19 protein-coding genes are annotated in these 22,592 nt (G+C 55.4%); 13 read left to right on the forward strand and 6 right to left on the reverse strand.

All coding sequences use genetic code 11. The features are described 5' to 3' along the window. Positions 1–63 precede the first annotated feature (63 nt). Positions 64–1,929, forward strand: coding sequence for a bifunctional glutathionylspermidine amidase/synthase (gene gss / locus ABLV78_RS03660; RefSeq protein ID WP_032712528.1), 1,866 nt, complete (start codon positions 64–66; stop codon positions 1,927–1,929). A 96-nt stretch (positions 1,930–2,025) separates the two neighbouring features. Continuing rightward, complete coding sequence (locus ABLV78_RS03665) at positions 2,026–3,207, forward strand: aminotransferase-like domain-containing protein (RefSeq protein ID WP_047043013.1); 1,182 nt, start codon at positions 2,026–2,028, stop codon at positions 3,205–3,207. Positions 3,208–3,373: 166 nt separating this feature from the next. Here ABLV78_RS03665 and ABLV78_RS03670 read toward each other — a convergent pair whose 3' ends face one another. From ABLV78_RS03670 to ABLV78_RS03680, 3 genes are all read right to left on the reverse strand, one after another. Next, entirely contained in the window at positions 3,374–3,562 is a 189-nt protein-coding gene (locus tag ABLV78_RS03670) for a hypothetical protein (RefSeq protein WP_015703495.1), read from the reverse strand. Positions 3,563–3,757: 195 nt separating this feature from the next. Then, entirely contained in the window at positions 3,758–5,140 is a 1,383-nt protein-coding gene (locus tag ABLV78_RS03675) for an aspartate aminotransferase family protein (RefSeq protein ID WP_047043010.1), read from the reverse strand. Positions 5,141–5,188: 48 nt separating this feature from the next. Further along, a complete protein-coding gene (locus ABLV78_RS03680; protein WP_047043007.1) occupies positions 5,189–6,682 on the reverse strand; it encodes an aldehyde dehydrogenase in 1,494 nt (497 codons plus the stop codon). A gap of 631 nt (positions 6,683–7,313) precedes the next feature. Here ABLV78_RS03680 and ABLV78_RS03685 point away from each other — a divergent pair. From ABLV78_RS03685 to argE, 5 genes are all read left to right on the forward strand, one after another. After that, entirely contained in the window at positions 7,314–8,243 is a 930-nt protein-coding gene (locus ABLV78_RS03685; RefSeq protein WP_015703484.1) for a LysR substrate-binding domain-containing protein, read from the forward strand. Positions 8,244–8,553: 310 nt separating this feature from the next. After that, a complete protein-coding gene (locus ABLV78_RS03690) occupies positions 8,554–9,819 on the forward strand; it encodes a flavin-containing monooxygenase (protein WP_047043002.1) in 1,266 nt (421 codons plus the stop codon). Positions 9,820–9,847: 28 nt separating this feature from the next. Next, entirely contained in the window at positions 9,848–10,270 is a 423-nt protein-coding gene (locus ABLV78_RS03695; RefSeq protein ID WP_047042999.1) for a RidA family protein, read from the forward strand. A 9-nt stretch (positions 10,271–10,279) separates the two neighbouring features. Continuing rightward, the gene (locus ABLV78_RS03700; RefSeq protein ID WP_047042996.1) at positions 10,280–10,954 is read left to right on the forward strand and encodes a DUF1028 domain-containing protein; all 675 of its coding nucleotides are present in this window, start codon (positions 10,280–10,282) and stop codon (positions 10,952–10,954) included. After that, complete coding sequence (gene argE / locus ABLV78_RS03705) at positions 10,947–12,095, forward strand: acetylornithine deacetylase (protein WP_047042993.1); 1,149 nt, start codon at positions 10,947–10,949, stop codon at positions 12,093–12,095. Before ABLV78_RS03700 ends, argE begins: the two co-directional genes overlap by 8 nt. Before the next feature lie 41 nt (positions 12,096–12,136). Here the strand turns inward: argE and ABLV78_RS03710 are convergent, their stop codons facing one another. Both ABLV78_RS03710 and ABLV78_RS03715 read right to left on the reverse strand, forming a co-directional pair. Continuing rightward, a complete protein-coding gene (locus tag ABLV78_RS03710; protein ID WP_047042991.1) occupies positions 12,137–13,540 on the reverse strand; it encodes a purine-cytosine permease family protein in 1,404 nt (467 codons plus the stop codon). A 549-nt stretch (positions 13,541–14,089) separates the two neighbouring features. Beyond that, positions 14,090–14,692 carry a short chain dehydrogenase gene (locus tag ABLV78_RS03715; protein ID WP_047042988.1) on the reverse strand — a complete coding sequence of 201 codons (603 nt, stop codon included), beginning with the start codon at positions 14,690–14,692 and terminating at the stop codon, positions 14,090–14,092. A gap of 98 nt (positions 14,693–14,790) precedes the next feature. Here ABLV78_RS03715 and ABLV78_RS03720 point away from each other — a divergent pair, with 98 nt between their 5' ends. The 4 genes from ABLV78_RS03720 to ABLV78_RS03735 all read left to right on the forward strand — a co-directional run bounded on the left by ABLV78_RS03720 (position 14,791) and on the right by ABLV78_RS03735 (position 18,385). Further along, positions 14,791–15,687, forward strand: a complete 897-nt coding sequence (locus ABLV78_RS03720; RefSeq protein ID WP_032712524.1) for a LysR substrate-binding domain-containing protein — start codon at positions 14,791–14,793, stop codon at positions 15,685–15,687. Between the two features lie 54 nt (positions 15,688–15,741). Next, entirely contained in the window at positions 15,742–16,191 is a 450-nt protein-coding gene (lysM, locus tag ABLV78_RS03725) for a peptidoglycan-binding protein LysM (protein WP_015369692.1), read from the forward strand. A 44-nt stretch (positions 16,192–16,235) separates the two neighbouring features. Beyond that, the gene (locus ABLV78_RS03730; protein ID WP_047042985.1) at positions 16,236–16,631 is read left to right on the forward strand and encodes a YidB family protein; all 396 of its coding nucleotides are present in this window, start codon (positions 16,236–16,238) and stop codon (positions 16,629–16,631) included. Positions 16,632–16,975: 344 nt separating this feature from the next. Further along, positions 16,976–18,385, forward strand: coding sequence for a purine-cytosine permease family protein (locus tag ABLV78_RS03735; RefSeq protein ID WP_047042982.1), 1,410 nt, complete (start codon positions 16,976–16,978; stop codon positions 18,383–18,385). A gap of 1 nt (position 18,386) precedes the next feature. Here the strand turns inward: ABLV78_RS03735 and ABLV78_RS03740 are convergent, their stop codons facing one another. Continuing rightward, positions 18,387–19,241, reverse strand: a complete 855-nt coding sequence (locus ABLV78_RS03740; RefSeq protein WP_015369696.1) for an AraC family transcriptional regulator — start codon at positions 19,239–19,241, stop codon at positions 18,387–18,389. A 229-nt stretch (positions 19,242–19,470) separates the two neighbouring features. Here ABLV78_RS03740 and ABLV78_RS03745 point away from each other — a divergent pair, with 229 nt between their 5' ends. Beyond that, positions 19,471–21,309 carry a DUF2264 domain-containing protein gene (locus ABLV78_RS03745; RefSeq protein ID WP_047042979.1) on the forward strand — a complete coding sequence of 613 codons (1,839 nt, stop codon included), beginning with the start codon at positions 19,471–19,473 and terminating at the stop codon, positions 21,307–21,309. Further along, positions 21,306–22,586, forward strand: coding sequence for an oligosaccharide MFS transporter (locus tag ABLV78_RS03750; protein ID WP_015369698.1), 1,281 nt, complete (start codon positions 21,306–21,308; stop codon positions 22,584–22,586). Before ABLV78_RS03745 ends, ABLV78_RS03750 begins: the two co-directional genes overlap by 4 nt. Positions 22,587–22,592: the final 6 nt, after the last annotated feature.

Below are 22,592 nucleotides of genomic sequence, written 5' to 3' on the forward strand. Positions count from 1 at the left end.
GATAAGAAGAGGGAGTTTTGTTCCGCCAACTGCCCGGGCTGCATTAATTTGAGGTCAGGCTAAATGAGTAAAGGATCGACCAGTATTGACGCCCCTTTCGGCACGCTTTTGGGCTACGCGCCGGGCGGCGTGGCAATTTATTCTTCGAATTACAGTAGTTTAAATCCACAAGATTATCCGGATGACGCCGCTTTCCGCAGCTATATCGGCAACGAGTATATGGGGCATAAATGGCAGTGCGTGGAGTTCGCGCGGCGCTTTTTATTCCTCACCTACGGCTTTGTCTTTACCGACGTCGGTATGGCTTATGAAATCTTCTCGCTGCGCTTTCTGCGCGAAGTGGTCAATGACAACATTCTTCCCCTGCAGGCCTTCGCCAACGGCTCGCGCCGTCCGCCGATCGCCGGTTCGCTGCTAATCTGGCAGAAAGGCGGCGAGTTTAAACATACCGGACACGTGGCGGTGATTACGCAACTGGTAGGGAATAAGGTCCGTATCGCCGAGCAGAACGTCATCCACGCGCCGCTGCCGCAGGGGCAGCAGTGGACCCGCGAGCTGACGCTGGAAGTGAAAGACGGCGTCTACACCATCAAAGATACCTTTGCCGATACCGAAATTTTAGGCTGGATGATCCAGACCGCCGATACCGAGCATAGCCTGCCGCAGCCGGTGCTGCCGGGCGAGGAGATGAAAATCAGCGGCGCGCGGCTGCCGAATAAAGGCCAGTTCCGCGGTAACTGGCTCAATGAGAAAGACGCGCTGCAAAAGGCCTATGTTGAAGCCAACGGTCATTTCATCAATCAGGATCCCTACCAGTACTTCACCATCAGCGAGAGCGCCGAACAGGAACTGATTAAAGCGACCAATGAACTGCATCTGATGTATCTGCACGCCACTGATAAGGTGATGAAGGATGACAACCTGCTGGCGCTGTTCGATATTCCGAAAATTCTCTGGCCTCGTCTGCGCCTCTCGTGGCAGCGCCGCCGTCATCATATGATTACCGGGCGCATGGATTTCTGCATGGATGAGCGCGGGCTGAAGGTGTACGAATACAACGCCGACTCTGCCTCTTGCCATACGGAAGGCGGATTGATCCTCGAACAGTGGCTGAAACAGGGCTATCGCGGTACCGGCCATAATCCGGCGGAAAATCTGCTTGAGGAGCTGGCGGGGGCGTGGAAGCACAGCCGCGCGCGGCCGTTCGTGCACATCATGCAGGATAAGGATCTTGAAGAGAACTACCATGCCCAGTTTATTCAGCGTTCGCTAACCGAGGCGGGCTTTGAGAGCAAAATTCTCTTTGGTCTTGATGAGCTACGCTGGGATGCTGCCGGGCAGCTTATCGACGGCGATGGCCGCTTGGTTAACTGCGTGTGGAAGACCTGGGCATGGGAAACCGCCATCGAGCAGGTGCGTGAAGTCAGCGCCGATGAGTATGCGGCAGTGCCGATTCGTACCGGTCATCCGCAAAATGAGGTGCGCCTGATTGACGTCCTGCTGCGCCCTGAAGTATTGGTATTCGAACCGTTGTGGACGGTTATCCCCGGCAACAAGGCGATTCTGCCGGTGCTGTGGTCGCTGTTCCCACATCATCGCTATCTGCTGGATACCGATTTTGTGGTCAATGACGAGCTGGCGAAAACCGGTTATGCGGTCAAACCGATCTCCGGGCGCTGCGGTAATAACATCGATCTGATAAGCCCGCACGATGAGGTATTGGATCAGACCAGCGGGCAATTTGTCGATCGCAAAAATATTTACCAGCAGCTGTGGTGTCTGCCGAAGGTTGACGGCAAGTACATTCAGGTGTGCACCTTCACGGTGGGCGGTAACTATGGCGGTACCTGCCTGCGCGGCGATGATTCGCTGGTGGTGAAAAAAGAGAGCGATATTGAGCCATTAGTCGTGCTGAAAGACGACGAGTAACGGCCGCAAACCGGGCAGCGGCTAGCATCGCTGCCCGGCACCTGCAAAGCTACAACGAACAACTAACACAACAACAAGACAGAAAAGGAAAAGCATATGCACGATCGGCGCCTCGCCGCCCGCGCGGGTGAACTTAAGCCCTCCGCCGTCCGCGAACTTCTCAAACACAGTAAACTGCCTGGCGTCATTTCGCTTGGCGGCGGTATTCCGGCTCCGGAACTGTTTGATACCGAAGGTCTCAACCTCGCGGTGCAAAAGGTGATGAGTGAACGTTTTAATGATGCGTTCCAGTACGGCCTTACCGAAGGATATCCGCCGCTGCGCCAGGCGGTGAGCGAAATCTGCCAGTCGCGCGGCGTGGTCTGCTCGGCAAGCCAGGTGTATATCACCTCCGGTTCGCAGCAATCGCTGGATATCGTCGCCCGCACGCTGCTCGATCCGGGCGATGCGGTCGTCGTTGAACGTCCGACCTACCTTGCCGCGCTGCAGGTGTTCCAGCTGGCGCAGGCGAATATCCTGAGCGTCGATACCGACGATAACGGCATGCTGGTTGAACAACTGGCCGATCTGCTGGAAACCACTAAGGTTAAAGCGGTCTATCTGGTGCCGACATTTGGCAACCCTGGCGGTAAAACCCTCAGCGACGATCGACGCCAGCGGCTGGTGGCGCTAGCGAAGCAACATGATTTTGTGATCATCGAAGACGATCCCTACGGCGAAATCAGCTTCACCGATAAAGTGCGTCGTCCGCTGTATCAACATGCGATCGAACAAGGCTGTGAAGAACGGGTGGTGTACACCTCCACGTTCTCCAAGATCCTTGCGCCGGGAATGCGTATCGGCTGGATCGTGATGCCGGAATGGCTGGCGCACCAGGCGGTGATCGTTAAGCAGGCGGCGGATCTGCATACTAATATGCTCTCTCAGGTTATCACTGCTGAGTATCTGGAAATGAATCGCCTGAACGATCAGATCGCTCTGATCCGCGAAGACTACCGCAAGAAGTGCGTGGCGCTGGCTGATGCGCTGGAAAGTCGTCTTGGCGAGCATCTTGAGTTTAGCCGCCCGGAAGGGGGAATGTTCCTGTGGGCCCGTTTCCGCTATCCGTTCGATACCATGGCGTGGCTTGAGAAGACGTTGGAAAACGGCGTGGTTTACGTACCTGGTGAAGCGTTCTACAACGATAATCCGGATACCCGCACGCTGCGTCTTTCCTACTCGACGGTTTCTGAAGCCGGTCTGCTGACCGCCGTCGAACGTCTGGCTAAATCGCTGTAATCTTTTGTCTCCGCACCGATGACCGGTGCGGAGAGCTTTAAATCGGGGGAGCGTTTACTCTTGCTCGGCGATGCGATCGTCAAGCCAGATGAGCATCAGGGAAGAGAGAAAAGCGACAGCAATAGTGCCAATAAACAACAACATAAAGATTTCCTCAGGGGTTTTATTATTTTTCTAATGTAACCGGTGAGTGGCTATTTTTGTTTGCAAAGGTGATTTTGGTGTCATGCTGAGCCGTTGCAAGGGTGAAGAAATCATCAGCGTCAACATCGAAGTTCAGTACTATTTCCCGATACTTTCTGGCGTTAATTAATTCTTTAGCTTCTTTCATACTACTGGCGATAATAGTAGGCATCAGTTTCATCTCAGTTTGAAAACTAGCAGCAAAATAAAAGCTTGTTCGTATCAGATCAACATTTTTTTGCCGACGCTCTAAAAGCGCATCTCATGACGGTCTGCTGATACCCGGAACCCTGCTAAGTGGAATGCAGGTAAAAACGGAGGCCGAAGGCCTCCGCTAAAAGATAATCAAAAGCAGTAAGTAATTGACTTATAGCAGGCCAATCTCTTTAGCGGTACGGTCAACGGCACGCTTGGTTTTTTCAACCAGTTCATCGAGTTCGCTATGTCCGGCAATCAGCGCCGGCGCCATGATCATGCGCCCCAGCGTTGAGCGGATGATCACGCCTTCTTCAAAGCCGATGGTGCGACAGCGCCAGGCCAGTTCGTTCTCGTTGGCAAAGCGTTTGCGGGTCGCTTTATCTTCGGCAAACTGCAGGGCGGCCACCAGTCCGGCGCCCTGTACCTCGCCAATGAGTGGATGGTTTTCAAACACCTCGCGCAGCGTTTTTTGCAGATAGGGGCCGCTATCGGTGCGAACCCGGGTGACATGATTCTCATCGCGTAAGGCTTTCAGGTTGGCAATCGCCACCGCGGCCGCCACCGGGTGGCCGGAATAGGTCAGGCCGTGTGGGAAAACGCCGCCTTTTTCTACCAGCACTTCGGCCATGCGTTTGCTCAGCACCAGACCGCCCATCGGTACGTAACCGGAGGTTAGCCCCTTGGCAATCGACAGCGTATCCGGTTCAAAGCCGAAGTACTGATGCGCAAACCACTCGCCGGTACGGCCAAAGCCGCCAATCACCTCATCGGCGCACAGCAGCACGTCATATTGCCGGCAGATACGCTGGATCTCCGGCCAGTAGCTTTCCGGCGGGAAGATCATCCCGCCCGCCCCCTGGAACGGTTCGGCGATAAAGCCGGCGACGTTTTCCGCCCCCAGTTCCAGGATCTTCTCTTCCAGTTGGCGGGCGCAGCGCAGGCCGAACTCCTGCGGCGTCAGGTCGCCGCCGTGCATAAACCAGTAGGGTTCATCGATATGAGCCACGTCCGGGATCACGCCGCCCATTTCATGCATGAACTTCATGCCGCCGAGCCCGCTTGCCGCCAGCGTGGAGCCGTGATAGCCGTTCCAGCGGCCAATCATCACCTTTTTCTCCGGCTTGCCGAGGATCTGCCAGTAGCGGCGAACGGTGCGAATCAGCACTTCATTCGATTCCGAACCGGAGTTGGTGTAGATAGCGTGGCTGTAGTGCGGCGGAAGCAGGCTAAACAGCAGCTCGGAAAGCTCGATAACCGCCGGGTGGGTCGTGTGGAAGAACATGTTGTAATAGGGCAGTTTGGCAAACTGCGCCGCGGCGGCGTCCGCCAGATCCTGGCGACTGTAGCCCAACTGGGTACACCACAGGCCGGACATCCCATCGAGGTATTTATTCCCGTCATTGTCCCACAGGTATAACCCTTCGCCGCGTACCATCACGCGCGCCCCTTCGGCGTTCAGCGCTTTTTGATCCAGGAAGGCGTGAATATGGTGAGCCGCATCTGAATGTTGGTAATCGGACGTCGAACGGTTCTGATTGCTTGGATTAGTCATTTCGTCTCTCCTGTCTGCTGAAACTGAAAAAGTGATGCAGGCTGCGGCCTACTCGCGAAATTGAAACCAGGTGGTTTTGAGGCTGGTGAATTTATCAAAGGCATGTAGAGACAGATCGCGGCCAAAGCCCGACTGCTTGTTTCCGCCAAAGGGAACGGTGACGTCCAGCGCGTCGACGGTATTTACCGAGATTGTTCCGGCGGTCAGCTGCGCGGCGACGCGATGGGCGCGGTGCAGATTGTCGGTCCACAGCGAGGCGGCCAGCGCATAGATATGGTTATTCGCCAGATGAACCGCCTCCTTCTCGCTATCGAAGGCGCAAACCGCCAGCACCGGACCAAAAATCTCCTCTTTCCACAGCGCCATCTCTTCGTTTACGTCGGCCAGAAGCGTCGGCTGAACGTAGTTGGCGACGCCGTCTATTTCCACCGTACGGCCGCCGGTAAGCAGCGTTGCGCCCTCGTCTTGTGCACGGCGGATAGCCGCCATCACTTTTTCGGCATGGGCGGCGCTGACCATGGCCCCCATGCGGGCATCCGCATCGAACGGATGCGCCGGGGCCCAGGCCTGCATTTTTTCTTGCAGTTTGGCGATGAATGCCGCGTAAATCGGGCGCTCAACCAGCAGGCGGGAGTTTGCCGAGCAGACTTCGCCCTGGTTAAAACAGATGCCGAAGGCTGCTTTTTCAGCGGCCAGATCGAGATCCTGGCTGTCGGCGAAAATGATATTGGCGCTCTTGCCGCCGCACTCCAGCCATACCTGTTTCAGATTGGACTGGGCCGAATAGGCCATAAAGGCTTTGCCGACGGCGGTTGAGCCGGTGAAGGCGATGACATCGATATCGTGATGCAGTCCCAGCGCGCTCCCGGTTTCGGTGCCCAGCCCGGTCACCACGTTAAGCACGCCTGGCGGAATACCGGCCTCCAGCGCCAGCTCGCCCAGACGCAGGGCGCTAAACGGCGAGTTTTCCGAGGGCTTGAGGATCACGCTATTGCCGGCGGCCAGCGCCGGACCCAACTTCCAGGAGGCGAGGTCCAGCGGGAAATTCCACGGTACAATGGCGGCGACCACGCCGACGGGATGTCGGGTGATGGTCGCCAGCGCACCGGGCCTGGCGGGAGCCACTTCATCGTAGAGTTTATCTACGCTTTCGGCATACCAGCTGAGGATGTGCGCGGCGCCGGGGACATCAATATTCAGCGCATCGTTGACCGGTTTCCCCATGCTGACGCTCTCCAGCAGCGCCAGCTCTTCGCGATGCTGAAGGATCAGCGCCGACAGGCGCAGCAACGCGCGTTTACGTTCCTGTGGCGCCAGACCTGACCAAACGCCGGAGGTAAAAGCGCGACGCGCGGAGGCGACGGCGATATCGATATCTTCCGTCTGCAGCGAGGTGACTTCCGCCAGCAGCGTATTGCTGGCTGGGTTAATGGCGGGACAGGTTTTACGGCTTTTCGCGACGTACGGTCGACCATCGATAATGGCGTGGCTGATAAAGCGCTGCTCCTGCAGCCTGCGCTGCCAAAAGTTTCTATCAGACATGAACCTTCTCCTTCGCATGTTGCGTAATTGTTATTTATTTGTTTCTTTGAGTTCATGATGCAGGAGGGCAATGCGGCGAGAAAGGACTAAAAATCTAGGCAACCTCTATAAAAATCGTTGTTAGCCAGGATTGGCGATTTTCTGTGATCCAGGGCGGGAGGTCGTACGCTGTGATGGCGCTCAAATAACGGGGACGTGCGATTTTTCAATAAGCTGTAATTCAAAGAGTTTTTGTTTTCCGCTAATTTTCGGCGTCGGCGAGCTGAACATGTCGTTAGCAACATTTAATATTCTTAGATTTAATTATTGATAATAAAAACAATACTCATGACAAAATGAATCACGGTGAGACGGGCAAGCCCGTTAGCGCGTTTCTGTGAATTAAAGCGAGATTAATGTCTTGTAATATAAGGTAGTTATATGCCTTGTTTTTTCTCATCCTGCTTATACTGGCCGAAGTATCATCCTCCGGCGCTCGCAATTTTCTCGCCAGGTATCTGTTAATTTTCTGTAAAAATCTGATCGCTGTCGGATTGTTGATCTTTTTCACGGCAGAGGGTTGCAGGCCAGGGTGTTCATCGTTTAAAGCTAACCAGCCTGCCTCCTTGATGATAAAAAAATAAGGTATCACATGCCCCATTTCACCCTGAAACAGCTCAAATACTTTGTTGCCGTCGTCGAGGCGGAAAGTATTGCTGAAGCCTCACGCCAGCTGCATATCGCGCAGCCGTCGATTTCCATCGCCGTGAAGACGCTGGAAGATATGTTTGAACAGCAGTTTTTTATTCGCCACCACGCCCAGGGGGTATCAATGACCCCGAGCGGACAGCGTTTTTATGAAAAAGCCAAAGAACTGCTGCGGCTCTCTTATCAATTTGAACAAAACTCGAAGGCCGATAATGAGCTGGTCTCCGGGATTATTTCCATCGGCTGTTTCGAGACCGCCGCGCCGCTGTATATGCCGTCGTTGATGGCCGGGTTTAAGAAAATTTATCCGGAAATCACCATTAAAATTTACGACGGCGAGCAGCACGAGATTGCTCACGGTCTGCACCGCGGGCGTTTTGACCTGGCTTTTCTCTATGATCTCGAACTGGATACCTCGATTTATACCGAGAGCCTCAACGCGCCGCAGAAGCCCTATGCGCTGTTACCGGCGGATCATCCCCTGGCCCAGCGGCACGCCGTGCGGCTGTCCGAGCTGAGCAATCTGCCAATGATCCTGTTGGATGTGGTGCCGAGCAAAAACTACTTCATCAGCATTTTCAAAGATAAGGGCTACAACCCGCAGGTGGCCTACAGTTCGCCGTCGATTGAGATGGTGCGCTGCATGGTCGGACAGGGGCTGGGCTTCTCGGTGCTGGTGACGCGCCCGGTGAACGACATGACCTATGACGGCCAGCAGGTACGTTGTGTGGAGATTCAGGATGAAATGGCGAATTCCGCGCTGGTGATGGCCCATCTGCGCAGTAGCGAACCGACCAAGCCGACCAAACTATTTATGGAGTATTGCCGCAATGCGGTATTAAGCCCGCCGCAGCAAGAAGTGAAAGTCGCCTGAATGAGCAAATTTACCCGCCATTAGCGCGGGTAAATATATTCATGTAATATTTTCTGCGTTTTATTGCCTATAAAAAAACGAAGCTCTGACGATATTTTTATGAGCCTCGAAAGTCATGGTTGTTTTTCCTTTCAAAATCTCATGCCTGAAAAATAAATACTGCGTATTAGCGTGGCGGAAATGGCCTGGCGGCGGGGCGAATCCGCTGCATCATTATTTTATTCTCAGGTGCTAAATTTATAATAATTTACCTGTGCATAACGGTTTATTAACCTCGGTCATGAGCAGAACATCACCGAAGGACATATTTATGACCGTAGAAAAAATACAAATCGAGACGCTGGTTGTTGGCGGGGGGCAGGCCGGTATCGCCATGAGCGAGCACCTGAGCAAACAGGGTATTTCGCATCTGGTCGTGGAAAAGAATCGCATTGCCGAAGCCTGGCGTACCGGCCGCTGGGATTCGCTGGTGGCGAACGGCCCGGCGTGGCATGACCGTTTTCCGGGCATGGAGTTTAAAGGCGGCGACCCCGATGCCTTTATTGCCAAGGATGATGTTGCGCAATACTTTGTCGATTATGTGCGCGAGTTTAATCTTCCGGTCCGTACCGGCGTGGAAGTCAAAAGTGCGGTGCGTAATCACGGGCGTCCGGGGTTTACCATTGAAACCACCGACGGCGTGATTGAAGCGCTGAATATTGTCGCGGCGACCGGGCCGTTCCAGAAGCCGGTTATCCCGCCGATCGCCCCGCGCGACAGCGCCATCCATCAAATTCATTCGGCGAAATATTACAACCCGCAGCAACTGCCGGAAGGCGCGGTGCTGGTGGTGGGCGCGGGCTCGTCCGGCGTGCAAATCGCCGACGAACTGCAGCGCGCGGGCCGCAAGGTTTATCTGTCGGTCGGCGCCCATGACCGCCCGCCGCGCGCCTATCGTAACCGGGATTTCTGCTGGTGGCTGGGGGTATTAGGCCTGTGGGATGCCCCGGCCAGCGAACCCGGTAAAGAGCACGTCACCATCGCGGTTAGCGGCGCGCACGGCGGCCACACGGTTGATTTCCGCGAGCTGGCGCATCGTGGTATCACGCTGGTTGGTCTCACCGAATCCTTCGCCGGGGGAACCGTCTCCTTTAAAAATAATCTCGTCGAAAACATTCGCCTCGGCGATGAAAACTATCTGGCGCTGCTGGATGCCGCCGATGCTTACATTGCCGCCAATGGCCTGGATTTACCGGAAGAGCCCGCCGCGCGGCAATTCTTAACGGACCCGGACTGCATGACGTCGCCGATCCTCTCGCTCGATCTGGCGCAGGCGGGGATTAACACCATTATCTGGGCTACCGGCTATGCGGTGGACTACAGCTGGCTCAACGTCAACGCTTTCAACGAACAGGGCCGTCCTCAGCATCAGCGCGGCGTCTCCAGCGAGCCGGGCGTCTACTTCCTCGGCCTGCCGTGGTTATCGCGCCGGGGATCAACCTTTATCTGGGGCGTCTGGCACGACGCGAAGCATATCGCCGACCATATCGCCACCCGCCGTAAATACACCCAGTACAAAGACGCCAGCCAGCGTTAATCATGACTTACTGAACAGGATAACCCTTATGCCTACCCATACTCGTATTCGGATGTTCAATACCAAAGAGACATACCCTAATCAGACGCTGGACAATGACTTATGTCAGGCGGTACGCGCCGGTAATACCGTCTACGTTCGCGGCCAGGTAGGGACGGATTTTGAAGGCAATCTGGTGGGCCTTGGCGACCCTCGGGCGCAGGCGGAACAGGCGATGAAAAACGTCAAACAGCTGCTGGAAGAGGCGGGGAGCGACCTGTCGCATATCGTGAAAACGACCACCTATATTATCGACCCGCGCTATCGCGAACCGGTCTATCAAGAGGTAGGCAAGTGGTTAAAAGGCGTGTTCCCGATCTCCACCGGACTGGTCATTTCCGCGCTGGCGCAGCCGCAGTGGCTAATGGAGATCGATGTTATTGCCGTCATCCCTGATGACGCGGCGAAATAAGGAGGCAGGATGACATTTTCGATTGCCGCACGCTGCCCGGAAAGCGGGCAGTTTGGTATCGCGATCAGCTCTTCAAGCATTGCCGTCGGCGCCCGCTGCCCGTGGCTACAGGCGGGGGTAGGGGCGGTATCGAGCCAGAACATTACCTTACCGGCGCTGGGGCAACTCACTCTGGCGCAGATGGAGCAGGGGCTGACGGCGGAGAAAGCGATGCGTCGGGCGCTGGCGGAAGACGACTTTAGCCGCTATCGGCAGATTATCGCCATCGACGCCAGCGGCCAGACCGCGTGGTTCAGCGGCGATAAAACGCTGGGGACCTGGCATGTTGTGCAGGGCGATAACTGTATCGCCGGCGGTAATATGCTGGCGTCGGATGCGGTGATTGCCGCGATGGCGGCAACGTTTTCGCAAACCGAAGGCGAGCTGGCGACGCGGCTGGTTGCCGCGCTGCAGGCTGGCGTCGCTCAGGGCGGCGAGGCCGGTCCGGTCCATTCGGCGGCGGTGAAAGTGGTGGATGATTACTCCTGGCCGCTGGTGGATCTGCGCGTTGACTGGAGTGAAACGGACCCGATTGGCGAGCTGGCGGCGCTGTGGCAGGCCTATGAACCGCAAATGCAGGCCTATGTCACGCGCGCCCTCGACCCGCGGGAGGCTCCCAGTTACGGAGTACCCGGTGATGAATAGTCGATTACAGGATATTCTGGCGCGGCTGCTGGCGTTTGACACCACCAGCCGCGAATCGAACCTGGCGATGATCGACGATATTGCCGATTATCTCCACGGCTTCGCAATCGAAACGCAGCGCTTTTATGATGCGCAAGGGAGAAAAGCTAATCTTTATGCACGACTGGGCCCTGCGGGGCCCGGCGGCGTTATGCTCTCCGGCCATACCGATGTGGTGCCGGTTGACGGCCAGCCATGGACGGTTCCCCCTTTTGCCCTCACGCAACGCGATGGCCGCTGCTACGGCCGCGGTAGTGCCGATATGAAAGGCTTTCTCGCCTGCGTACTGGCCGCCATTCCTGAATTTCTCGCGCAACCGCTACGCATGCCGCTGCACCTGGCTTTTTCCTACGATGAAGAGGTGGGATGTCTTGGCGTACGCAGCCTGGTCGCCCATCTGCAGGCGTCGGCAGAGAAACCGGCGATGTGCATTATCGGCGAGCCGACGGAGATGCGCCCGGTATATGGTCACAAGGGGAAGCTGGCGATGCGCTGCGATGTTCACGGCCACGCTTGCCACTCCGCTTACGCGCCCGATGGCGTGAATGCGATTGCCTGGGCAGCAAAGCTGATTGGCCGCCTGGAGGAGCTGGGCGAGCAGCTTGCGCTTCGCCAGGATACGCGTTTCGATCCGCCTTTCAGCACCCTGCAGGTGGGGGTAATTAAGGGCGGCGCGGCGTTGAATATTGTACCGCAGCACTGTCAGTTCGATTTTGAAATTCGCCATTTACCGGATGTGTCGGTCGATGATGCGCTGGCCTCGCTGCAGGCGTATGCCGAAGGCGAGCTGTTGCCAAAAATGCGCGCGACGGCGGCGGAATCGGCTATTACCTTTCAACCGCTTAGCCAGTATCCCGGCCTGCTGAGCGACCCGCAGTCGGCGTTCGCCGGCTGGCTGGCGCAGTGGGCCGAATGCGAGGATTTTTCAACGGTCGCTTTTGGCACCGAAGGCGGATTGTTTGATGAGGCCGGCGTGGCCACGCTTGTTTGTGGCCCGGGGAGCATGGAGCAGGGGCATAAGGCGGATGAGTTTGTTAGCGAGGCGCAGTTGGAAAAGTGCGAGCAGATGTTGAAAAATCTCTGCCGCTGGATGTCAGCTTAAACGCCGGCGCGCCGCGAAGGCGGCGCGCTTTCTTGTAGGCCTTAAACCTTCTCTTTTGCAAAAGCCATGCTTTTAACACTCTTCGCTTTCGAGAAATAATAATAGACCGGCGAGACCACCAATAAACCCACAATCCAGGAGAGATCCGCGCCGCCGAAGGAGAGGGCGATTGGCCCGGTATAAATTGAGGTCGACATAAACGGTACTTCGACCAGAATACCGAGGATATAGCAGGATATCGCCGTTGCATTAAAGTAACCGTAAATACCGCCATCGCGTTTAAAGAACGATTCAACGTGATATTCGCCGTGGGCCACTAAATAATAATCGACCAGATTAATCGCCGTCCACGGCACCAGCACATACAGCAGCACGGTAATAAAATTGGTGTAGATTAGCAGGAAATTTTCCTGGCCATAGATAGCGAGGAATATCTCCAGCAGCATGGTCAAAATAGCGGTGATAATGCGTGCCCGCGCCATCGGCGACCAGCCGTCGATAAAAGTCTGGCCGAGGGTCAGGGTACAGAGTACGCCGCAGTACAGCATCATCGAGTTGGTGGCGGCGATCCCCAGCGCCAGTACGATAATCACTATCGCCCCCATGCTGCCGGTCAGATCCATAATCCCTTGAATGATATCGTCATTACCGATACAAATCGCCACCAGCACCCCGAGCACCATCGGCAGATAGGAGCCGAGAATGCAGCCAAAATAGCTGGCGTAAAAGACGCTTTTATCGTTGGTGCTGTAGGGCATATAGCGGGAATAGTCAGAGACATACGGCGCATAGGCCAGCTGCCAGAGCGCGGCGATAGAGACGGTGCCGAGAAAGCCGACGATGTTGAAGCCGCCGCGGTCGACAAAGTCGCCCGGCAGGCCATGGATGAAGACAATCCACACGAAGGTTGCCGCCAGTACAATGCCGGAAATCCACGACATGATCCGCGCGTAGGAGTGGATGATCTTATAGCCAAAGATGGTGGCGAACAGGCTTAGCGCGCCGACCACGATAATCCCGATGTCCGAGTTCATCGGCTGATAAATCGCGTGCATCGACTGCCCGCCGAGCACCAGACTGGAGGCGGTAAAGCCGATATACATCAGTACGACGATGGAGACCACCAGTACCGAACCATAGGAGCCAAATTGCCCCTTGGTCTGGACCATTTGCGGTACCCCGAGTTTTGGCCCCTGCGCCGAATGCAGCGCCATAAAGAGCCCGCCGACCAGGCTACCGATAAATAGCGCAATCACTGACCATAAAAAGGAAAGGTGGAAAATCGTCACCGACATCGCGCCGGTGATGACCGTTAACAGCATAATGTTGGAGCCAAACCAAATGGTAAAAAGATCGCCTGGTTTGCCGTGGCGCATATTTAAGGGGATAGGTCTGATGGTATTACTTTCAAGATTCTCGACATTAACAGATTGATGTTTTGTCATGGTGCTCTCTCATTATTTTGGTCTTCATCAGCGTAAGAGTGATATTTCAATGAGGAGTACAGCTAATCTACTCATCACAACATTTCATTCACCATTTTTACAACTCTGTATCATTTGCGAAATGACAAAAAATATCGGTGCTGGATATAAAAAAAATGCTTTACCCGGCGCTGGAAAAACGCTGCATCTGTGCGTTGCGCTATTTTTAGAGTTTTATGCTTTGTGCTTAATTTTTTACTGGCAAACCCGCTGATGGTTTTTTATCGGGCAGATAAAACTCTGCCATATTGCGAGGAGATTAGAATGATGAACCGTAGAGAGAAATAACAATTCCCTGTTTTTATTATGGTCTAATGAGATAGGAGCTTGGCCCGATAAAATAATGGGGAAATAAAATAATTAGCTGATACATCATGACATTAGTATTATCGTGTGGTGTATCCTAAAGGCGCACAAATAACAGGGTGAAGTGCGTTATGCGAGGCGCTTCACAATAACCAACAGATATTTAATATAAGGGCAGGAATACGACATCCTGCCCGAAAATAATTAATAACCGACTTTATAAACCCGCCCGCTTTGGATCCCTTCGACGCTGCGGCGATAGGCCTGCGCCACCGCTGCGGCCGGTACGCTGGCGAAACCGGGGAAGAAACCATCATAGGTCTCGACAGACTCACTGAGCACGGTGGGGCTTATCAGGTTAATGCGGATCCCGCGCGGTAATTCGCAGGCGGCGGCGCGAACGAAACCCGCCAGCCCGGCGTTGACGGTGGTGGCATTCACCCCTTGAGCGATCGGTTCATCGGCGACGATGCCGCTGATAAGGGTGATGGAGCCGCCATCGTTGAGATAATGCTGGCCGGTGAGGGCGAGGCGAATTTGCCCCAACAGTTTATCCTGCAGTCCCTGGTCAAAATCGCGGTCGGTCATCGTGCTTAGCGGGCCAAAGTATAAGCTGCCGGCTGCTGAGACAATGGCATCGACCGGGCCAACTTTCTCGAACAGCGCCTGCACGCTGTGCTGCGAGGTGATATCAACCTGCTCGTCGCCGTGGGTGCGGCCAACGCGGATAACTTCATGCTGGCGGCTCAGTTCTTCCGCAACCGTGCGGCCAACGGTACCGCTGGCGCCAATAACGATAATTTTCATCGCAAACTCCTCAGTGAAGTGAGCCTCTATTCTTTAATCAATCGATTGTCGGATAAACTGGCTAAAAGTTAGATGATTACTAACCAGAGGTTTGCAATATGGACAAGCTGCGTGGAATGGAAACGTTTGTCGCGGTGGTAGAGTGCGGTAGTTTTACCGGCGCGGCGACGCGCCTTGAGATGTCGGCGGTGATGGTCGGCAAATATATCGCCTTAATTGAAGGCCAGCTCGGCACCCGCCTGCTGGAGCGAAATACCCGTCGGCAAAGCCTGACCGATGCCGGGCGAGTCTATTTTGATGAGGCGCGGCGGGTACTGGAGCAGGTGGCGAATGCCGAGCGTTCGGTTGAACGGTTACGGCTGGCCCCTGCCGGTACGCTACGGGTGAGTGCGCCGGTTTCTTTCGGCGCCAGCATTATCGCGCCGCTGACCGCCTCCTTTCTGCAGGCCTGGCCGGAGGTACGCGTCGAGCTTGATTTGACAAACCGCATGGTGGACCTGGTGGATGAGGGAATCGATCTGGCGATTCGTATCGGCGACATCCAGCGTACCGATCTGGTGGCGAAGTATCTCGCCCCCTATCGCATGGCGATCTGCGCGGCGCCGGATTATCTGGCGCGCCACGGCACGCCGCAGACGCCCGCTGATTTAGCCGGGCATCAGTGTCTTTCGCATACGGTGTGGACCGCGCGCAACGAGTGGCGGCTGCCGGGCGCTGCGGAAGAGGTACGCTGGAAGCGCGACGCGGTGCTGCGCTGCAACGATGGCTACGCGCTGCGTATGGCGGCGGTGGCCGGCGCCGGGCTGTTATTGCAGCCGGAAGTGCTGCTGGCGGAAGATTTAGCCAATGGCCGACTGGTGCGTATTTTGCAAAATTACACGCCGGAACCGAGGCCGATACACCTGCTGTGGCGCCAGGATCTGCGCCCCTTACCGAAACTTACCCGTTTCGTCGAGCATTTGTTAAAGGAAGTGAACGGTATTTATAAGCTATGATTATCGTGTCTGATGAAAGCATTCATCGTGAAACAGTAATGGAGGTATGGATAGATGGGATTATTAAGTTTTGTGAAAGAAGCGGGCGAGAAGATCTGGGATGCCGTGTCCGGCTCCAGCAAGGAAGATCAGGCCGACAAGCTGAAAAAACATATTGATAGTCTTAACCTGCCTGGTGCCGAAAAGGTCAATATTGCCGTAGCGGACGATGGTACCGCGACGGTAACGGGCGATGTCGGTTCACAGGAAGATAAGGAAAAAATTCTGGTGGCGGTAGGTAACGTAACCGGGATTGGCCAGGTCAACGATAGCGTTACTGTGACGCAGAGCGGGGCGGAAAGCCGTTACTATACGGTTAAATCCGGTGATACCCTCAGCGCCATCTCGAAAGCGATGTATGGCTCCGCCAATGACTATCAGCGTATTTTTGAAGCCAATAAACCGATGCTGAAGCATCCCGATAAGATCTATCCGGGGCAGGTGCTGATTATCCCGGCGAAGTAAGCCGTGAATCAGGGATTAATAGCAACGTTTTGATGGAGATTGTAATGGGATTATTAGATCAAATCGGCGGCGTGCTTGGCGGGCAGGCTGGCAAAGCTGAACAACTTCAGGCGATCATGACCTGGATTGAACAGCAGGGCGGTATCCATGGAATCCTGGAAAAATTCCGCAGCGGCGGCTTAGGTGAAATCGTCGAGTCGTGGCTTAGTCAGCAGAGTAATATGTCGGTGAACAGCGATCAGATTACCTCGGTATTCGGCTCGCCTGCCCTGCAGGAACTCGGCGCCAAACTGGGCGTTGATTCGCAAACCGCCTCATCGCTGATTGCGGAATACCTGCCAAAAATCGTCGATGGCCTGTCGCCGCAGGGCGAAGCGCCGGCCCAGGGCGACCTGGTCTCCGCAGGACTTAATCTACTGAAAGGTAAGTTTTTTAGTTAAGCGCTAGCCGTTTGAGTTTTAACTTATCACATAATACGGGCCTGAATAACGGCCCGTATTTTATTATCAGCCATAAATTCATCTCATCACGATTATTTATTCTGTATTACTAATTGACAATTTACCGCTGCGTTGAAAATATCATTATTTTATCTTACCGGAACGGTTATGATAAATTTTTATGATATTTATCGGCGTTCTGCCGGGCTAATTAGTTTTTTTATTTTCTGTAGCCATAAACAAAGTAATTTACCCTTTCGCTAAATAATGCGCATTATCTCCAAAACATAAAAACACCTGCACATCACAACCATTATTAATGGTTCCTGACTTTGGAGAATGCTATGCCGACCAAAGAATCATCGCCGCCGCTTATTGAGAAGCACACCATTGGCTATATTCCGCCAGAAGATCGCCACGGTAAAACCCGCGATCTCTTTACCCTGTGGTTTGGCGGCAACATCGCGCCGCTGCCGATCGTTACAGGCGCCCTGGGGGTACAGATCTTTCACCTGAATCTGCTGTGGGGGATCGCTGCGATTTTAGTCGGCCATCTGGTCGGCGGGGCGCTGATGGCGCTGCACTCGGCGCAAGGGCCGCAGATGGGGATCCCGCAGATGATCCAGAGCCGCGCGCAGTTTGGATCTTTTGGTTCGCTGCTGGTGGTGGCGATCGCCGGGGTGATGTACGTCGGTTTCTTTGCCTCGAACATCGTGCTGGCCGGGCAGTCGCTGCACGGCATCGCTCCCGCGGTTCCGCTACCGGTGGGGATTGCGATCGGCGCGGTGGGATCCTGCGTGATTGGCATCATCGGCTACCGATGTATTCATATTCTCAACCGGATCGGCACCTGGGTGCTGGGCATCGGCATTATGGTCGGCTTTGGCTACATCTTCACTCATCTGCATACCGCCGATTTCTTAACTCGCGGCGGTTTTTCCTTCTCGGGCTGGCTGGCCACCGTGTCGCTGGCGGCGCTGTGGCAGATTGCCTTCGCCCCGTATGTTTCTGATTATTCGCGCTACCTGCCGGCGGATGTTCCCGTCGCCGCGACGTTCTGGACCACCTACCTTGGCTCGACGCTCGGTTCCAGTCTGTCGTTTATTTTTGGCGCGGTAGCGGTGCTGGCAACGCCGGTGGGGCTGGAAACCATGGATGCGGTAAAGCTGGCGACCGGCGCGATAGGCCCGTTGATGCTGGTGCTGTTCCTGCTGAGCGTCATCAGCCATAACGCGCTTAATCTGTATGGCGCGGTGATGTCGGTGATAACCCTGGTGCAGACCTTCCTGTGGCGCTGGATCCCCGGCAGTCGTAGCCGCGCGCTGCTGTCGGTCATCGTGCTTATTTGCTGCGTGGCGGCGGCGATCTTCGCCTCGGCGGACTTTATCAGCCACTTTATCGATCTGGTTCTGGCCCTGCTGGTGGTGCTGGTGCCGTGGACCGCGATTAACCTGATCGACTTCTACGCCATTCACAAGGGCAACTACGATATTAACTCGATATTTCAGGTGGATGGTGGCATCTATGGCCGTTACAACCCGCACGCGCTGCTGGCCTACGCCATCGGCATCCTGGTGCAGATCCCGTTTATGAATACCCCGCTGTACGTTGGCCCGGTCTCGGCGTGGTTTAACGGCGCCGATCTCTCCTGGCTGGTCGGCCTGCTGGTGACCTCGCCGTTGTACTACTGGCTGGCGAGCCGCGATAGCGCCTGGCGTCGCCGTCAGGTTGGCCTCAAGCAGGCGATGGATTAAGTTATAAAGCGGAGCGCCGCTGGCTGGCCTTACGGTACTGCAGCGGCGTCTGGCGCATCATCTTTTTAAAACAGGTAATGAAGTAGGTCACCTCGCCAAATCCCACCGCTAATGCGATGGCATCAATGCTCTCATCGCTATTACGTAGCAGATCGCAACTGCGTTTTATTCGCCGGGTGAGCAAATATTCATGGATATTACCGCCGGTCTGCTGACGAAAAACCCGCGAGGTGTAGCTGCGCGAAAGTCCGAGGTCGCAAGCCAACTGGTCAAGGGAAAACTTGCTGGCATAGTGGGCTTCGATCCAGTTCATAATCCGCGAGGCGACGGTCTGCTGGCGCGGCGGGTAGCGTTGCGGCTGCTCGGGTAGAAACGTCATTAGCTGCATCATCAAAAACGCCACCTCGCAGGCGGTGGTCTGCTCGTTATCCTCCAGACGCTGAAACTGTTCAAGGATCCTTTCGATAAATGCCGCGTGCTCGCTGAGGTCGTAAATTTGCGCCGGCAGATTGCTGGCGGCCAGCGCCGCGAACTGGGCCTGATGGCGCGGGAAAGCGCTGAGCGCGCTCTCGACGACCGACTGCTCAATGTGCATGGTGGTGCGGTGATAAGGATTTTTATCGCTATGATCGACCTGCACTTTGTGCAAACGGAAGGGCGGGAAGATAAATAATCGCCCCGGACGGGCGGTGTAGTGCTGGTTATCCACCACCACGATGCCATAGCCGCTGGAAATATAAAGCAATTCAACGCATTGATGCCAGTGGTAGTAAAGCACGCTGGTGGTGTACATGCGGTTAAACGAAATGGCCTGCCGATCGAGCGTAATACGTTCCAGCAGTTGCGCTTCGCCCATTTTGCCTCCAGGACAACAGATTTAAATTTTTACGCCATCATTTGCAATTTATCCTCCGCGCGGTCGACAAAATCCAGCAAAAATGAAATGGCGGTTTAATTTTGTGAGTCCGCTCACTCAGCGCCGGGAATAAAAGCGGTTACTCTTCATCCAGACGTCGCACACGTGGCTTGATAAAAGCCTAATAACAATAACTTACCTCTACCCTCGTGTTATACGGGAGGACCCTGTGCAACCTGAAAATATTCATCTGGATAACCCACTGACAAGCCGGGAAGAGGTGCTACGGCTGGTCAATGAAATGCTGAATGCGGTAGCGCCTTATTTTAAAAACGACGCCAGCCGCATTGATTTAGCGAACTTCACCGCTCACTACGGCCAGCAGGTCGCGAGCATGGAAACCTTTTCCCGGCTGCTGTGGGGCGTGACGCCGCTATTGGCTGGCGGCAGCGAGCCGCAGCATTTCTCTTTCTATTTACAGGCGATAAAAAACGGCACCAATCCGCAGCATGCCGATTACTGGGGCGAAGTCGCACCTTACGATCAACGCATTGTCGAGATGGCTGCTTACGGACTATTGCTGGCGCTGGCGGGCGAAACCGTACTGGCGCACTTCAACGCTGTGGAAAAAGAGAACTTATGGCGCTGGCTAAAGCAGTGCGAGACCCAGGATATCCCGGATAATAACTGGCACTTCTTTCCGATTCTGGTGCAGGTTGGCTTTCATTATTGCGGAATGCCGACCAATCCGCAGGCGCGGGAAGATCATTTTGCCGCCATGGAACGTTATTACCTCGGCGATGGCTGGTACTCGGATGGTCCGGGCCGCCCGCGCGACTATTACATCTCGATGGGCTTCCATTTCTATGGCCTGATTTACGCGAAGCTGATGGCCGATGTCGATCCGCAGCGCTGTGCGGAACTGCGTCAGCGGGCCGCGCGTTTCTCCTCTGACTTCATCCATTTCTTTGCCGATGACGGCGCGGCGATCCCGTTCGGCCGTAGTCTGACCTATCGCTTTGCCGAAGCGGCGTTCTGGAGCGCGGCGGCCTTCGCCGGGCTGGAGGTATTTTCGCCGGGGGTGATTAAAGGCATCGTATTGCGCCACCTGCGCTGGTGGCTGAAACAGCCGATGTTCGATCGCGACGGCGTACTGAGCGTCGGCTACAGCTACCCGAACCTGGCGATGGCGGAAGATTACAACGCGCCGGGTTCACCGTACTGGGGGCTGAAAACCATGCTGGTGCTGGCGTTAGGCGAGGGCGACGCCTTCTGGCAGGCGGCTGAGTTGCCGCTGCCGCCGCTGCCCGCGCAGCACACAATAGCCCATGCGGATCAGGTGCTGGTACATCAGGCCGATCACCTGTGGATGCTGACTTCCGGCCAGTTGGAGCTGAACAACTTCGTTAATACCGAGGCGAAATACTGCAAATTTGCCTACTCCACCCGCTTTGGTTTCACCATTGAACGGGGGCGCTACGGGTTGAACCATGCCGCTCCCGATTCGATGCTGCTGCTGGCCGAAAAGGATAACTACTGGCGCGGTCGCCGCGAATGCCAGCAGGTGGTTACCGCTGATGGCACTATTTACAGCCGCTGGCTGCCGTGGCGCGACGTGGTGATTGATAGCTGGCTACTGGCGCTGGGCGACTGGCAACTGCGCGTCCACCGCATAGCTACCCAGCGCGCGCTGGATTGCGCGGAAGGCGGCTTTAGCCTGGCGAATCGTCCGCTGCCGCAGGCGCAAGAGAGTGACGGCGCCTGCTGCTTACGCAGCGCCCGCGATATCTCGGCGATTTTCTGTTTACATCCGCACGCCCGCCGCGGCGAGACGGTGCTGACGCCACCGAACAGCAATCTGTTGTTCGCCGAACGCGCGGCGGTGCCGGTGCTGCGCGGCGAGCTCGATGCGGGGACGCATTGCCTGGTAAGCGCGGTATGGGCGGGGAATGCCGCCGACTTCGAACCGCAACACTGCCCACAGGCCTTCATTAGCGATGACGCGGTACGCTTCGTGACGGCACGACAAGAAACGACGCTCGTTCTGGCCCTGGAGGCATCGCTATGAGCACATCATCATCCGTACGCGCCGCGCAGTACAAAATGAGTACCTTTATTTTTCTCTACTTCTTCACCTGGTCATCCAGTTTTGGCCTGTACGCGCTGTGGCTGAGCCAGAAGGTAGGCCTCGATAGCATTACCATCGGCAGCGTGTTCGCCATTAATGGCGTTTTCGCGGTGGTCCTGAAACCGGTGTACGGCTACATCATGGACAAAATCGGCATGAGCAAGTGGCTGCTCTATTTTGTCTGCGCCATTTCCGCGCTGATGGCGCCGTTCTTCGCGCTGGTGTACCAGCCGCTGCTGCAAAGCCACGCGACGCTGGGGATTATCATCGGCGCGCTGTATTTGAGCCTCGGCTGGTACGCCGGGGTGGCGGCTTCCGAATCTTACGCCGACCGCTTTAGCCGCCTGTACGGGCTGGAGTTTGGCCGCATCAGAATGTGGGGTTCGCTGGGCTGGGCGATGGCGGCTTCGGTCTCCGGACTGCTGTTTAACTTCACTCCGCTGGCTAATTTTTTGCTTAGCAGCGGCACCTCGGTACTGATGCTGCTGGTGCTGATTAGTCTCAAAATCGGTGATGAGCAGCTGCGCAATAACAACGTCATTTCCGCGAATAAGATAGTCTTTGCCGATGTGCTGATGCTGCTGAAAAATCGCAAATTCTGGATGTTCAGCCTCTACGTCGCCGGAGTGGCGTGGATGATGTTCATCGCCGAGCAGCAGTTCCCGCGCTATTTCGTCTCGTTCTTTGCCACCAAAGAGCAGGGCAACGCCTGGTACGGCTATCTGAGTACCGTCCAGTCGGGGATGGAGTTCGTAATGATGATGTTTATCCCATGGCTGGTGAACCATTATGGCGCCAAGCGCGGCCTGCTGTTCTGCGGCTGCGTAGTGGGGGCGAGGCTGATTGCCTCCGGCCTGACCAATGACCCGATTGTCATCTCCATCATCAAACCGTTTTACGGCGTTGAGATCGCGCTGCTGCTGATTTCGGTCTTCAAATACATCGCCGAACACTTCCATCGTCGGGTTAACGCCACGATGTACCTGCTGGGTTACCAGGCGATGATTTATGTCGGATCGATTGTGGTCGCGCCACCGGCGGGTTACCTGTACGACAAAATCGGCTTTGAGCATACCTATCTGTTGATGGGCTGCTGCGCCCTGACGTTTACGCTGATTTCCGCTTTTACGCTATCGCGCTGCCAGTCGAAGCGCGATGCCTCACGACCCTTTACTCCGGCTTTAGATACCGCCTCGGTTGAACCGGCCAAACATTAATTCAGG

The sequence above is a fragment of the Klebsiella sp. CN_Kp075 genome (assembly GCF_040065055.2).
Lineage (GTDB): Bacteria > Pseudomonadota > Gammaproteobacteria > Enterobacterales > Enterobacteriaceae > Klebsiella > Klebsiella aerogenes.